The organism is Chitinophaga sp. (genome assembly GCF_039596155.1).
In the GTDB taxonomy this organism is placed as follows: Bacteria; Bacteroidota; Bacteroidia; order Chitinophagales; family Chitinophagaceae; genus Chitinophaga.
Window position 1 is genome coordinate 70,343 of record NZ_JBCNKF010000019.1, and the last position, 14,683, is coordinate 85,025.

The window sequence follows — 14,683 nt, forward strand, 5'->3', positions numbered from 1 at the left end:
CAATGTCAAGGTTTGGAGTTTTTAGATCCGGAGTGTATACACTTGGGGATCGTCATGTTCCATACTTATCCACCAGAGCATGGTAAAGTCAAGAAGAATTATTATTTCTTCATCAACTCTATCAATGCAAACTGCTACCATCGGCCTTACAGGCCTGTTACTCTCATGTGTAATTCCTGTCGCCACTATTCAGGCGCAATCCATTGCTGACAGTACTGTCAAACAATTATCAGCAGTCACCATCAAACATGCGCAGCGATCCAACATCAGCAAGATCAATGTTCCTATACGGGATCTGCCATTGACCACAACTACCGTTACTTCACGTACCATTGAACAGCGAGGTATCGACGACCTGGGCGAAGCCATGAAGAATACCACCGGCGTTCGTGCGAATAATACCTATGGTGGTTTCCAACACTTTACCATTCGCGGCTTCAACAACTTTGTACTACTGGTAGACGGAGTGAGAGATGAACGGCATAATATCTCTACCAGTGCTCCCAGCACCAACCTGGCTAATATAGAAAGGATCGAAGTGCTGAAAGGTCCTGCGTCTGTACTCTTCGGCCACTCAGCACTGGGTGGTATTATCAATATGGTACGTAAACGGCCCGGCAGCGAGCAGAAAGCAGACTTCTCCGCCTCTTATGGTAGTTTCAATACCCGCAGAATGCGCGTAGGTGCCGGCGGTCCGCTCAGCAAAACACTCTTCTACCGGGTAGATGCCGGTTTATCGGCTACTGATGGCTATCGCAACGCAGGTATGAATACCAGCAATGCCTATCTGGCACTGGAATATACCCCTTCCTCCCGCGATAACCTCTACCTGACTGTAGGCGCCAACAAAGATCACTACGCGACAGATGCAGGTATCCCTGTGCTCCCCGGTGGTAAATTGGCGCCCGGTATGAATGTCAACACCCGGTATAACGATCCTGCCGACTTCCTGAAAAATACGACCACCAGCTATCAGCTGCACTATACACACCAGTTTAGTGAGGCATTGATATTGTCCAACCAGCTGTCTTATTCAGCCGATAATATCGATTATTTATCTACGGAGGCACTCACTTTCAATGAAGCAATGGATTCGCTGAAACGTACCTCCCCACTGTACTTCAATCACCTGACCAAACCATTGCAAAATCAGCTGGAGCTCACCTATACGACACATACAGGTACCATTGAACATAAGATCCTGGCAGGATATGCTTTCAGTCACCTGGACCGTAAGACGTACAATGCCAACATTTCAGGAGATGGACTTTATGCGACAGTTGCCGTACAGTCACCGGTGCTGAATCAGGGTAATATTACCTACACCCCTTACCAATATAAAGCGTCAGTCGAAACAGTACATGGCATCTATGTACAGGAGTGGATAAAGTTGTCCGACAAACTGAAAGCGCTGGCAGGATTACGTTATGATATTTTCCGTGGTACTTACTTCACGAATAAAGTAGATAAGGACAGGCATGTAACTGAACACGGCGCTGAAACCAAAATACCCGTTGCGGCACTGACTTACCGTGCCGGCGTAGTATACCAGCCACTCCATGCATGGTCTGTCTATGGCTCCTATTCAACCTACTTCAAGCCGAGCAGAAGGATTGCCAGCAACGGGGAAACATTCGAACCGGAAGATGGTTACCAGGCAGAAATAGGTACCCGTTATGATATAACGGCTAACTGGACACTGAATGGTTCGCTTTATTACATGAGAAAGAATAACCAGGTGGAAAGCATTCCTGGCGGAAGTTACAGGCGTGTAGGAGCTGCTGCATCCAAAGGATACGAAATAGAATTACAGGGTAGTCCTCTCGCAGGGCTGGACGTAAATGCAGGGTACACTTACACACTGGCAAAGTATCTTCCTTATGCAGACAAATCACTTGTCAATAGTGTTGCTGGAAATATTGTCGCACTGGCACCTAAACATATGGTGAACTTCTGGGCAAATTATCAGCTCAGGGCCTGGAGCCTGGGCGCCGGAGGGAATTATATGAGCGACACTTATACGAACAGTGCCAACACCTATGTATTACCTGCTTATACCACTGTCGATGCAGCACTGGGTTACCAGTTTGGCAAAGTAGGGCTGCGCCTGAATGTAAACAACATCGGCAACAGGAAGTACTATGCGAATGCCATCTACTCGAACCAGTTCTATCCGGGTGCTACCCGTAATTATCTGCTAACCCTGAAGTATGCCATTTAAGATGAAATGGAGAGCAATATTGCTTATCCACCGGTACCTGGGGTTCGCGTTAAGCCTGTTATTTGTAGTCTGGTTCTTATCCGGGATGATGATGATGATGTATGTTACTTATCCGACTATGAAATATGAGCAGCGCCTACAACAGTTGCCGGTGGTCAATCTGGCGCAATGCCATCTTATTCCGCCGCAGATCCGGGATGCAAAGCGGGTAAGATTAGGTATGCTATTGGACAGACCTGTATACAGGATTGATCAGCAGGTTATCTTTGCGGACAATGGCGATACACTGTCACAGGTAGATACAGCACTCGCCATACAGATTGCAGAAGCATTTGTGCATCATGCCAGTCATCCGGGATCAGTAGCTGTCTTAACAGAAATTGATCAGTGGATGGCAGCATATCGCTCACAGGGCTATCTGCCGGAAGTGTACAGATTCGAAATGGATGATGCAGCAGGAACTTATGTATACGTATCCAGGCATACTGCCGAAGTAGTACAAATGGTGACTGCCAGGCAACGGTTGCTGGCATGGCTGGGCCCTATTCCTCACTGGATCTATCCAACAATACTGATCAGGAACAGAGCTGTATGGAGCCAGTTAGTGATCTGGGTGTCGCTGGCAGGAACAATCATGTGCCTTGCAGGTATTATCATGGGAATAGTAAGGTACAGGCGTAAACGGGGTATGCAGTTCAGTCCTTATAAAAAAGCGTGGTTTAAGTATCATCATTATACCGGGTTTATATTTGGATTGTTTGTATTTACGTGGGTGCTCAGTGGCTTGTTTTCGATGAGTCCATTGCCCCTGGGCAAGCAGTCTGCACCAAAGGCCACTGTACAGGCGAATTTTGTAGTATCACCACAGGTAGCTGCTGCAACAATCAAAGCTGTAAAAGAAATCCAGCTGGTAGAGGTAGCAGGTAAGCCTTATTATCTTGGCTGGCAGGATGGCGGGCATACCATGGCGCTCGCTGCTGACAAGCCAGCTGGCGAGCCATTTGAGTTATTCGATACCAGTCTTTTTACAATAAAAGGAAAGGCAGATATCCTGACCGCTTACGATGATTATTATTACTCCCGGAAGCACGAGAAGCGGTTGCCGGTATTAAGGGTGAAGGATGGAAATACCTGGTCTTATATAGATTTGAGAACCGGTCAGCTGGTACTGCAACAGGATAATGGGGCAAGAGTAGAACGGTGGTTGTACCATGGTTTACATAGTCTTGATTTTAGTTGGCTGGTATATAAAAGACCTTTGTGGGATATTGTTGTAATCGTGTTATTGCTGGGTGGAACCATGGTGAGTGCAACAGGTGCTGTGTTGACATGGAAATGGTTAAAAAGAAAAACAGGTCTTTTTCGCAGGAAGTAATAAAAGTATCCTCTTTGAACGATCAGTTTGCGAACTTTGGTCAATAATGACCGGCTGCTTTAACCAGGAAGCAGCAATAGATATCCATTGACGGGCAACATTATTGCAGCGCCGAAAATACTACCATTTCGGATTGAATAGTTCCCGCCGTTGTATCAATAATTCTATACCCGAATGTCTGCTGGTCAATTACCAAATCAGCCACCTCCTTTCCAATCTGGTAGGAGGCCGCTGATGATGTATATTGTTGAATATTACCGTCCACTGCTTCGTCTATCATGTGATAATGTCCACAGAAAATGGTGATCTTTTTTGCAACAGATTTTAATACGTCTCTTAGTTCGTCTCTACCTTTTAAAGCGGCACCTAAGTCTTCTAAAGAAGTATGAATAGGTAATACAGGGTGATGCAAAAACAGGATAATTTCCTTGTCTGTATGGAGTTCTTTTATTAACCAATCCAGGCGGGCCGCATCAATTTTATTATCTGAAGTATCGAGGATAATATACCTGAAATGAGCATCTTCTTTGCTATAGTTAGCAGGCCCGGGATAGTATTTACTTACTTCTGCAAAGATATCGTGGTTTCCCAGTACCATCCAGAGCGAAAAACCACGTTCAGCTATTATATCAAAGAAATATTTATTCATCTCTACCGACCCGATATCCCCTCCGAATACAATTTCTTTAATTCCTCTTGCATTCACATCATCCAGGATTCTCCAGAGATTCGCTGTATGTGCTACCGGGTTGGGCGCATAGCTGATACCATTTCCTGTCTTTAATTCCTGCCCTAAATGAGCGTCTGTGATATATGCCTTCATTATTTTAAGGTAAACCTAATTTTACAAAAATTAAGTAAAATTGCGGTATGGAATTAAATTTAGAATATAACAAAGCTATTCGTTTGCTGGATGCCGGGCGGGAAGAAGAAGCCCTTTTATTGCTGGAAAAAGTACTCTTGTCCAGCATACAGAAAAATGACCAGGTGCACGTAGTAAGGGCCAGTGTAGTGCTGGGTGAATACTTCTTTAACCTGGGCGATGAAGAGGCTGCCGGCAGGAACCTGGAACGCGCAATTGAGGCAATATTAACTGATGATGAGGCGGAAGAACTGGATTATGAACTCAACCAGGCAAGAGAGTTGCTGAATAACCTGTAATTATACGACGGTAAAAATTGTACAGCCAAATAAGTTCTCTCCACTGGTTTGAATGATCTTTATAACAAAATGATGGAAGTCCGGTCCTGGGATGCACTTATAATTATCATCGCTGTGTTTTCAATTTCAGGTGAACCAGGATCAGTAAGATAAACGTACAAGTAATCGCTACATGTACACTCAGCGAAATAGCATGCAGGATCGCCATACTTCCTCCAGCCGCGGCAGCACCTAATACGGCAACACCCGTAGCCCCTGCAGCCTGTCTCACCGTATTCAGGGCAGCAGAAGCAGTACCTGACAGTTGCTTATCCACGCTGGACAATATCCCTGTTGTCATAGCAGGCACCGCCAATCCCATACCCATCGGAATGATCAGGAAAGGCAGGAATAACTGCAGGTAGGGTGTTTGCTCCCCTGCAATGAGCAGGCCCGCAAAACCAATAGCGAACATTACCAGCCCTACCAATATAGGTTTGCGAATACCGTATTTATTGATAATCTTTCCACTCAGTAAATTAGAAATAACAAAGCCAATCGTCAATGGCAGGAATGCAAAACCAGCAGTTAAAGACGGGTAGTGTAATACATTCTGCAGGTAAAGGCTCAGGATAAATACAGTGCCGTAATAAAACCCATTCAATAAAGCCCCGAGCAACAGCAATACATTGAATGAACCGGAATGAAAAAGGAACAAAGGCAACATGGGGTGACTACCTTTCTTCTCCAGCAGGATGAATACAATGAAAGCAATAAGGCTCAGTATGCCCCCACCATAGATCAGCGGATGTGCCAGCCCCAGCCTGGGACCTTCAATGATCGCCCCGATCAATGTAGTAATCGCAATCATCCAGGCGATAGTGCCGGGGAAATCTATCTTTCTTTTTACAGCAGGCAATTCATTTTTGGGCAACTTTAATGTCAGTAACATACCTGCAATACACAGGGGCGCATTTACAAAAAAGATATAACGCCAGTTGCTCACAGAGATAATGACGCCGCCAGCAATGGGCCCTGCTGCAATAGCAGCACTCCCCGCCGCCGTCCACAAACCGACTGCTCTTGCGCGAATATCCGGCAGGTGCGCAAAGCTTTGGTTCAGGATGGCCAGTGAACTGGGTATCATGGTAGCGGCACCTACCCCCTGCATTACCCGCCATACGATCAGCATACCTGCAGTACCCGCAAAGCCGCAACCAATAGAAGCAGTACCGAATATGAGCATGCCATATTGAAAGACGTGCTTCGCCCCAAAAAGATCACTGAGATTGCCTGCAGACAACATCAGTACAGCAAAGGCAAGTGCATAGGCATCAATTACCCATTGCAGCACGCTCATATCTGCTTTGAAAGTCTTCGCTATCTCAGGCAGGGCAATATTGACGATAGAAACATCGAGTTGTGCGACTACAAATGCAAGGCTGGTTACAGCGGTGATCCATCTAAAACTGGTGCTGGCGGTCATGATTAGCGCAAAGATTTTCTGATACGGCTTAACGACGACGGGGTAATACCAAGGTAAGAGGCAAGCATGGCCTGCGGTACCCTGTTTGCTAACCCCGGGTAATATTCAATAAAATGCAGATAGCGGGACTGTGCATCCTGCACCAGCATATTACTGGCGGCTTTCATCTTATTTTCCATGACGGATGCAGTAATGCGGGCAAAGATATCTTTCCAGCCGGGAACAGCCTTGTCAAGAAAGTTGAAATCTGCTTTTGAAAATACCAGCAATACACAATCCGTTACGGCCTCAATATATTCTGAGGCAGGCAGCCCATCACGAAAACTGCTGAAATCTGCCGCAAAACGATCCTCGTATACGAAATAACGGGTGAATCCTTCTCCTGCTTTGTTATAATAGCAAATACGGCAGACACCTTCAGTGACGTACCCGATTTCTTCAGATACTATTCCTGCTTCGGAAAAACTGGCTCCTTTTGAAAGCTTCTTCCATTGAGCTTTTGTTTTAATCAGCGCGATCTGTTGTTCAGTCAGGTACCCGAATTGCAGCAGGTAAGTAATGAGTGCTTCCATTCCTGCAAAATTAGGGCAAGGAGCAATAACCTGTATTACCAATTGACAAGTTATTTGGTTAGTCAATCCCCGCATACTTTATGCGGCAACTGCTGTACTGAAAACTGCATTGCAGTTGCCGCAGCCTGAGCATATTAGTCTTGTTTTCCCTGAAACGGCTGTATCAAAAAATGCACTGCAGCTGCTACAACTCGGGCATATTACGCTGCTTTTATTTTCCAAACCCTGTTTTCTCTGAAACGGCTGTATCAAAAACCGCACTGCAGTTGCCGCAGCTTTAGCATATTAGTCAGCCTTTATTTTCCAAACCCTGTTTTCTTTGTCATCCGTTATATACATCTCTCCTTTACGACTCACAGTAATACCAACCGGCCTTCCCCGCACGGTACCCGCCACACTATCCTTTACAAAGCCTGTCAGAAAATCTTCTCCCGGTCCCGCGGGTTGTCCGTTTTTAAAAGGGATGAAGATCACTTTATATCCGGATACGGGTTTCCTGTTCCAGGAGCCATGCTGGGTAATAAACGCACCATTTCTATACTTTTCAGGGAAAGCTTTCTGAGTATAAAAAACTAATCCAAGATTCGCGCTGTGTGCAGGCAATGGCAGATCCGGCACAATCGCTTTCTCCACCAAACCCGGCGGCGCCGCAGGAACGCGGGGATCCAGGTGCTGCCCGAAATAACTATAAGGCCAGCCGTAAAAACCACCGCGTTGTACATGGGTAAAATAATCCGGAACAAGGTCATTGCCCAATTCATCTCTTTCATTGACAATCGCCCACATATTTGTGGTACCCGGTGCCCAGGCAATCGTAACAGGATTCCTGATACCCGATGCATACAATTGCAGATCACTTCCATCTAAATTCATTTCAAGAATTGCCGCACGCAATTGCTCCTTCTCTATGCCCTTTTCTGCGTGATCGTCTCCCGATCCTACTGCCACATAAAGCTTAGTATGAGCTGGATTCACAAGAAGGTTCCTCGTCCAGTGACGATTTACTTTGCCGGCAGGCAGATCAGCGATCTTTACACCCGGCGCCGTAATAGCTGTTGCCCCCTCTTTGTAGGGAAATCGCCATAGAGCGTCCGTATTTGCCACATATAGCTGATCGCCTATCAGTAGCATACCAAAAGGCTGATGTAAGCCGGATAGGAATACGGAGCGGGTTTCAGGCACACCATCGTGGTCTGCATCCCGAAGCAGGGTAATGCGGTTAGCGCTTTTCCTGACGCTGTTAGAATGAGTGGCACCAACGATTGCAGCGCCTATTTTCTTAAAGAACCCGAAGTGACTATTGGACTCTGCCACCAGCAGGTCGCCATTGGGTAATTCGTAGATCCAACGGGGATTCTGAAGACCGGCGGCAAACAGGCTGACAGTAAAGCCTGCCGGCGCAACGGGCTTTTCATTTTCCCCCCATCCCTTTACCTTACTGTATTTTGTAACGGATTTGGTTGCATGCGGCGGTGGCAATTGCTGCGCATAATTAACAAGAGGCATACACAGCAGCAATAATAATATTCTCATAACAGTACATTTCTTTCTGACTGTCATACAAAAGATTTGCCGCAATAACAGCAATTAAAAAGACGGTCCGCCGATTTGAACGACTTCAGTATGTCAGATCATTAAAGCACCGCCATCCACAGTCACACATTGTCCTGTACTGTAAGACTGCTTCATAAGATAAAGGTAGGTGTGTGCAACATCTTCCGGCGTTGCTACATATTGTACAGGCAATGCGTTGGCAAAATTATCAAACAGTTGCGCCTTCTCTGCCGGGTCCATGCTATCCCATAGATTTGATCTTACCAACCCCGGGCGTACGAGGTTGACCCTCACAGGAGCCAATTCCAGGGCCATCACGCGCGTAAAACCTTCCATTGCAGCACAAATACTACTTCCTATGCTCCAGCTGACAGTGGGCTTAACAGCCGCTATTCCGCCAGTCAGGGTCACAGACCCACCTGCATTGATATGGGGAGCACCATATTTTACAGCCGCTACAGCACCCCAATAGCGAATATCAAAATACCTGCGACTATCTGCTAGGTCCATATCTTTGATAACCGACAAAGAAAGATTTTCTCCTGCCGTGTACACAAGGTGATCGATGTTGCCCAGCGTGTTGAAAAATGTCTGAATAGCTGTCCCGCTGCTAAGGTCAACGCTAACGGTCTTAGTGGCAGGTGGTAATTGCTGCGCGGCAGCGGCTAATCTTTCAGGATTTTTAGATACGATGGTAACGATCGCTCCTTCTGCGGCAGCGGCTTTGGCAGTCGCCAGCCCTAACCCGGTGCTTCCTCCAAGGATCAGCACTTGCTTGTTTACTAAGTTTTCCATACTGTAAAACTACCCCGCACACGTCCCAATCTATTTACCATTTGGTAAATTCCTGCGTATTCTGCTGAGGGACTGCTGGGTAATACCCAGATAACTGGCGATGTATCCTAACTGTACACGGGCAGCAATATCAGGAAGCTTTTCCAGAAAGATACGGTAACGGGTAGTGGCATCATGGCCATGCAGCATATTCCTGAACTGGATTTTTTGGAGTAAACCGTGTGTGGTATGCTGGTCAAACATCTTCCTGAAAGCTTCATCCGCCTGGTACAACTCGTTAAATTCATCTTTACCTATGACGTACACCTCCACATCTGTCGCAGCCTGGATACCTTCCAGTGCAGGTGTCTGTTCCAAAAAACTACCCAGTATGGTGCAGAAATAATGTTCTTTCAAAAAGTAATGGGTAATGTCTTCTCCCCTGTCTGATACAGACATAATACGCAGCACGCCCTGCTTTATAAAATACAGCTGCCTGCAGATGCCTCCGGGAGCAAATAATTGTTCTCCTTCCCGGAAGACTTGTGTTTCAAAATGACCATCCAGCTCCATAACCGCAAATATAGTAACTTGCCCGTATGAGAACCAACGAACAGGATATTGCGTTATTTGAAGACCAGGAAAAGTTGAAGCTGGCAGTACAGGATATGTATTATTTACTCACCAGGAATTATCCGGCTAAAGCGGCGCTTGCACTGGTAGGTAACCGGTACGGGTTGGTCAGGAAACAACAAACCGCTTTATTGGGCATGGTTTGTTCTGAACAGGAACTAACCGACAGGCAACTAAAAGAACTGCATGCCGAACAGCTGAAAGATCAAACGCTTTACATAGATGGCTTTAATATCCTGATTCTGTTAGAAACCCTGCTTTCCGGCGGGATAGTTTTCAAAGGGCTGGATGGTTGTTACAGGGATATTTCATCTGTACATGGTACTTACAAACAGGTGGAAGAGACAGAAGCTGTGCTATTGTTAGTCGGTCGTACATTGCAGACACTGGGCCTGCAAAAGGTGGTATGGGTATTCGACTCCCCTGTGTCTAATAGCGGTAAGCTGAAGACCTATTGTTATGAGCTGGCTACGCAATATCATTTCCCCTGGGAGGTATTGCTGCATCAGCATCCGGATCAATACCTCATTGAGCAAAAGGTATGGGCATGTAGCGCAGATGCATTTGTACTGAATGAATGTACTGCCTGGTTTAATCTGGCTGCCTGTATTATCGCACAGGGTGATTTTCGTAATCGCATAGTAGCTGCCCGGTAAACTATTGCCTGTATTTTAACATCCTGCATTGACATCGTATAATGCAATTCCTGCAAAGATGATTATAATAAAATATCGTATAAGCAACCGGGATTTTGCGACTTAAATATAGGACTGTATTTTATTGAAAGCTTCCCTCAAAGATGATTATTATAAAATGTCGTACAAGCAACCGGGATTTTACGACTTAAATATATGTAATTTAGCTTCAAATATTTCTCCCACAATGAACAAAAGCAGGCTCGAAGCATTCAGTGACGGCGTCCTCGCCATCATTATCACCATCATGGTGCTGGAAATCAAAATACCCCACGGCACAGACCTTGCTGCCCTTAAACCCCTCATTCCCGTTGCACTCTCCTATCTTTTCAGCTTCATCTATGTAGGTATTTACTGGAACAATCACCATCATCTTTTCCAGGTGGTAAAAGAAGTGAACGGCGCTATCCTGTGGGGCAACCTTCACCTCCTCTTCTGGATTTCCCTGCTTCCCTTTGCAACCGGATGGATTGATGAAAACCACTTTTCATCACTTCCTGTTGCGTTCTATGGTTTCATCCTTGCCATGTGTGGCCTGGCATGGAAAATACTGACGATCGTGATTATCCGGCATGAAGGTCCCAACTCCCGCCTCAAAGAAGTGTACAAAAGCGACTATAAACAATACCTGTCTGTAATTCTTTATCTGTCAGGTATCGCATTATCCTGTTTCTACCCTATTGTCAGTGTGTGCCTGTATGTCCTGGTAGCGGTGACATGGTTTATCCCAGACAAAAGAATAGAGCAAAACCTGAAAAAACACTAACCAATTTCCACAAATTTCATCGCTCAAATGCGATGTATTATATGCCTTCATTTTTTCCGGAATTCGTAAACCGGCTAATCTCCTGTTGCCTAATTTCGCCGCCACGTTTGTATGCAGCCATTCGAACCAACCTGACACACCTATAAAGCACATTCTTAACCAATGTCTATCACCATGCTTAAAAGCACACTCTTTTTGGCCGCACTATCCCTGTGCAGTTATGCTGTAATGGCCCAATATGGCACCATTACAGGCGAAGTAAAAACAACCGACGGCAAGCCCGCCCCTTTCGTGGAGATCACCCTGCAGCCGGGGCAAACCAGCACTTCCGCTGACCAGCAGGGACATTATCAAATCAATCATATCAAAGCAGGTAAGTATACCATCGTTGCCATCTTCACGGGACTCAAAACGCAATTTCAACAGGTAGAAGTAGGCAATGATCAAACCGTTACTGTCAACTTCTCCCTTTCTGAAGACAACCATACCCTGCAGGAAGTAACCGTCTCTTCGGGATATAACAAATTTGCAAAAAAAGAAACCGAAAGCATCGCCCGGATGCCACTGAAGAACCTGGAAAATCCGCAGGTGTACAATGTGGTACCCCGGGAATTGTTGCAGGACCAGGTGATCGTGAGTTACAATGATGTATTGAAGAACGTAACAGGCGTGAGCCAATCGCTGGTCAATGGTTCCAATTCCTGGAACTTAAGAGGATTTCCTACCAGTAGCTATCTCCGCAACGGTCTGCAGGATTATAAAGGCAACAGTATCGAAATTGCCAATATCGAGCGCATCGAAGTGCTGAAAGGACCTTCTGCTACCTTATTCGGCAGCACCCTCACCTCTTTTGGGGGATTAGTAAACAGGGTGACAAAAAAGCCATATGAGACCTTTCATGGAGAAGTCAGCTACACCCTTGGTGGATTTGGATTAAGCCGGGTAACTGCCGATTTCAATACACCCTTGAACAAAGAGAAAGACCTGTTGCTTCGTACCAACGTCGCCTACCACGATGAAGGCAGCTTCCAGGACGCAGGTTTCACCAAACGCCTGTTCATCGCACCTTCCCTTTCATATAAGGTCAATGACAGGTTTACGATTACACTCGACGCAGAAATATACAGTCAGAAAGCCAACGACTTCAATCGCCTGTTTCCGCAGTCATCTTTCACGCAAAAAACACCCCGTGACCTGAGTGTAAACTGGAAAAGATCATATAGCAACAACGATCTCTATCTGACCACGCCTTCTGTAAGCCTATACGGTGGTGCGAACTACAGGATCAATGATCAGTGGACATCACAAACCACCTTTTCTCATACCAATTCCTCCATACAGGGATATTATAGCTGGAATAGTATCTTAGGAGACACAGTGGTTTCCCGCAATCCCGGTTATGAGCATGTGCTATATAATTACACCGAAGTACAACAGAACTTCAATGGTGATTTCAAAATTGGTACACTTCGCAACCGTATTGTATTAGGACTCGACTACCTGACAGGAACGACCAACAGCACGACTGCCAGTGTGATTGGTTTTGACCAGGTAAGGATTGCCGGTCATGATCCCAGGTATAACGAACTGACACTACCTGCCTTACAACTGGCCCTCGCCAATAAACCTTACGCGAAAAGCCGGAGCCAGCAAAGTGTATACAGTGCTTATGTATCCGATGTACTGAACATCACTGACAACCTGCTGGTAATGGCAAGTTTGCGCGTAGATCACTTTGTGAACGGAGGCGTATTCAATGCCAACCTTGATACGACTACCGGAAAATATAACCAGACGGCCCTCTCTCCCAAATTAGGAGCAGTGTACCAGCTGGTGCCCAAACATCTGTCACTGTTTGGTAATTACATGAATGGCTTTACCAATAATGCACCCGTTCAGCAACCTGACGGTAAATTCAGCATGTTCAAACCAAGTTATGCCAACCAATGGGAGACGGGTGTGAAACTTGAATTCTTTGAGGGCAAACTGAACGGCACCTTCAGTTACTACCACATCAAAGTGGATAACGTGATCCATGCCAGCTTCGATGCCACTCAGCCCGGCTATTCCGTACAGGACGGTGGCAAACTCAGTAAAGGATACGAAGCGGAGGTGATCGCCAATCCACTCAAAGGGCTGAACATCATTGCCGGTTATGCCTACAATGATATTTATACCATTAATACGAATGTGAACCTGGACGGCCTGCATCAATGGACGGGGCCTGCACAAATGGCTAACCTGTGGATCAGCTATCACCTGTTCAACACCGCGCTGAAAGGGTTGGGTGTCGGCATCGGTGGTAATTATAACGGGAAGGCGTATATCACCCAGTCACGCAACGCAGGTGAATTCTATCTGCCTGCTTATACCGCACTGAATGCAGTAGTAAGTTATGAGCGTTCCGCCTACCGCATTAGCCTGAAAATGGACAACCTGACCAACAAGGTATACTGGGGTAGTTATGTAAGTCAGATGATGCCAGGGCGCTTCAGTACTACAGTGGCCTTTAAATTCAGATAATAGCTTACATTTAAAGAATAAACCTTCATCCATATGAGCAATCCTATCAAGAAAGAAGATATCAAACAGGAAGTCTTTGACCTGTACGACGATTATGCCCATAATCGGCTGAGCAGGCGGGACTTTATTGACAGACTCTCGATCTATGCCGTTGGCAGCATGACCGTACCGGCATTGATGAGTTTCCTGATGCCCAACTACCAGGACAATGTACAGGTAAAACCAGATGATCCCCGACTGAAATCGGAGTATATCACCTATCAGTCGCCCAAAGGCGGAGGTAGCATCAAAGCCCTCTTATCCAAACCAGCAGATGCGCAACACCCTTTGGGTGGAATCGTCGTCGTGCATGAAAACAGGGGACTGAATCCATACATCGAAGACGTAGCGAGACGTGCGGCTTTGGCAGGGTTCATTACTATTGCCCCCGACGCATTGACCCCATTGGGTGGCTATCCCGGTTCTGACGACAAAGGTCGTGAGCTGCAGGCAAAGAGAGATAAAAATGAGATGCTGGAAGACTTTATTGCTGCTTTTGAATACCTGAAGCACCATAAAGATTGTAATGGTAAAGTGGGTGTAGTAGGCTTCTGTTTTGGTGGATGGATTGCCAATATGATGGCGGTAAAAATACCCGATCTCGCCGCAGCCGTACCTTTCTATGGCTCACAACCCTCCAGGGAGCAGGTAGCTCAGATCAAAGCACCTTTACTCCTGCATTTCGGCGAACTGGATACACATGTCAATGAAGGTTGGCCTGCGTATGAGGCAGCCCTGAAGGAAGAAAAGAAAACGTACACAGCGTATGTATATCCCGGTGCCAACCACGGGTTTCATAATGACACCACCCCCAGGTATGATAAAGCGGCGGCGGAGCTGGCGTGGAAACGAACAATTGAGTTCTTCAAAGCACACCTGAGCTGATATCGCTATCACGGAGGAGT

At 46.2% G+C, this 14,683-nt stretch carries 13 protein-coding genes; 7 read left to right on the forward strand and 6 right to left on the reverse strand.

Annotated features, from left to right (window positions below; translation table 11 throughout):
* Positions 1–124 precede the first annotated feature (124 nt).
* Both ABDW33_RS18690 and ABDW33_RS18695 read left to right on the forward strand, forming a co-directional pair.
* Positions 125–2,221: a TonB-dependent siderophore receptor gene (locus tag ABDW33_RS18690; RefSeq protein ID WP_343691606.1), complete on the forward strand. Its 2,097-nt coding sequence runs from the start codon at positions 125–127 to the stop codon at positions 2,219–2,221.
* Positions 2,211–3,596 (forward strand): PepSY domain-containing protein, encoded by a 1,386-nt coding sequence (locus ABDW33_RS18695; RefSeq protein ID WP_343691607.1) that lies wholly within the window; start codon positions 2,211–2,213, stop codon positions 3,594–3,596. Before ABDW33_RS18690 ends, ABDW33_RS18695 begins: the two co-directional genes overlap by 11 nt.
* Positions 3,597–3,696: 100 nt before the next feature.
* Here ABDW33_RS18695 and ABDW33_RS18700 read toward each other — a convergent pair whose 3' ends face one another.
* Entirely contained in the window at positions 3,697–4,419 is a 723-nt protein-coding gene (locus ABDW33_RS18700; RefSeq protein ID WP_343691608.1) for a metallophosphoesterase, read from the reverse strand.
* A gap of 47 nt (positions 4,420–4,466) precedes the next feature.
* On the opposite strand from ABDW33_RS18700, the gene ABDW33_RS18705 reads away from it, so the two are divergent.
* On the forward strand, positions 4,467–4,757 hold the full coding sequence (locus ABDW33_RS18705) for a hypothetical protein (protein WP_343691609.1): 291 nt from the start codon (positions 4,467–4,469) through the stop codon (positions 4,755–4,757).
* 106 nt (positions 4,758–4,863) lie between these two features.
* On the opposite strand, the gene ABDW33_RS18710 is transcribed toward ABDW33_RS18705, so the two are convergent.
* From ABDW33_RS18710 to ABDW33_RS18730, 5 genes are all read right to left on the reverse strand, one after another.
* A complete protein-coding gene (locus ABDW33_RS18710) occupies positions 4,864–6,222 on the reverse strand; it encodes an MFS transporter (RefSeq protein WP_343691610.1) in 1,359 nt (452 codons plus the stop codon).
* 2 nt (positions 6,223–6,224) lie between these two features.
* Entirely contained in the window at positions 6,225–6,794 is a 570-nt protein-coding gene (locus ABDW33_RS18715; RefSeq protein WP_343691611.1) for a Crp/Fnr family transcriptional regulator, read from the reverse strand.
* A gap of 285 nt (positions 6,795–7,079) precedes the next feature.
* Positions 7,080–8,327, reverse strand: a complete 1,248-nt coding sequence (locus tag ABDW33_RS18720) for a sorbosone dehydrogenase family protein (RefSeq protein WP_343691612.1) — start codon at positions 8,325–8,327, stop codon at positions 7,080–7,082.
* A 93-nt stretch (positions 8,328–8,420) separates the two neighbouring features.
* Complete coding sequence (locus tag ABDW33_RS18725) at positions 8,421–9,143, reverse strand: SDR family oxidoreductase (RefSeq protein ID WP_343691613.1); 723 nt, start codon at positions 9,141–9,143, stop codon at positions 8,421–8,423.
* 30 nt (positions 9,144–9,173) lie between these two features.
* Complete coding sequence (locus ABDW33_RS18730; protein ID WP_343691614.1) at positions 9,174–9,695, reverse strand: Crp/Fnr family transcriptional regulator; 522 nt, start codon at positions 9,693–9,695, stop codon at positions 9,174–9,176.
* Positions 9,696–9,721: 26 nt separating this feature from the next.
* On the opposite strand from ABDW33_RS18730, the gene ABDW33_RS18735 reads away from it, so the two are divergent.
* From ABDW33_RS18735 to ABDW33_RS18750, 4 genes are all read left to right on the forward strand, one after another.
* Positions 9,722–10,411, forward strand: coding sequence for a DUF434 domain-containing protein (locus ABDW33_RS18735; protein ID WP_343691615.1), 690 nt, complete (start codon positions 9,722–9,724; stop codon positions 10,409–10,411).
* 226 nt (positions 10,412–10,637) lie between these two features.
* On the forward strand, positions 10,638–11,216 hold the full coding sequence (locus ABDW33_RS18740; protein WP_343691616.1) for a TMEM175 family protein: 579 nt from the start codon (positions 10,638–10,640) through the stop codon (positions 11,214–11,216).
* Positions 11,217–11,390: 174 nt separating this feature from the next.
* Positions 11,391–13,739, forward strand: a complete 2,349-nt coding sequence (locus ABDW33_RS18745) for a TonB-dependent receptor (protein ID WP_343691617.1) — start codon at positions 11,391–11,393, stop codon at positions 13,737–13,739.
* Positions 13,740–13,772: 33 nt separating this feature from the next.
* Entirely contained in the window at positions 13,773–14,663 is an 891-nt protein-coding gene (locus ABDW33_RS18750; protein WP_343691618.1) for a dienelactone hydrolase family protein, read from the forward strand.
* The last annotated feature ends 20 nt before the right edge of the window (positions 14,664–14,683 follow it).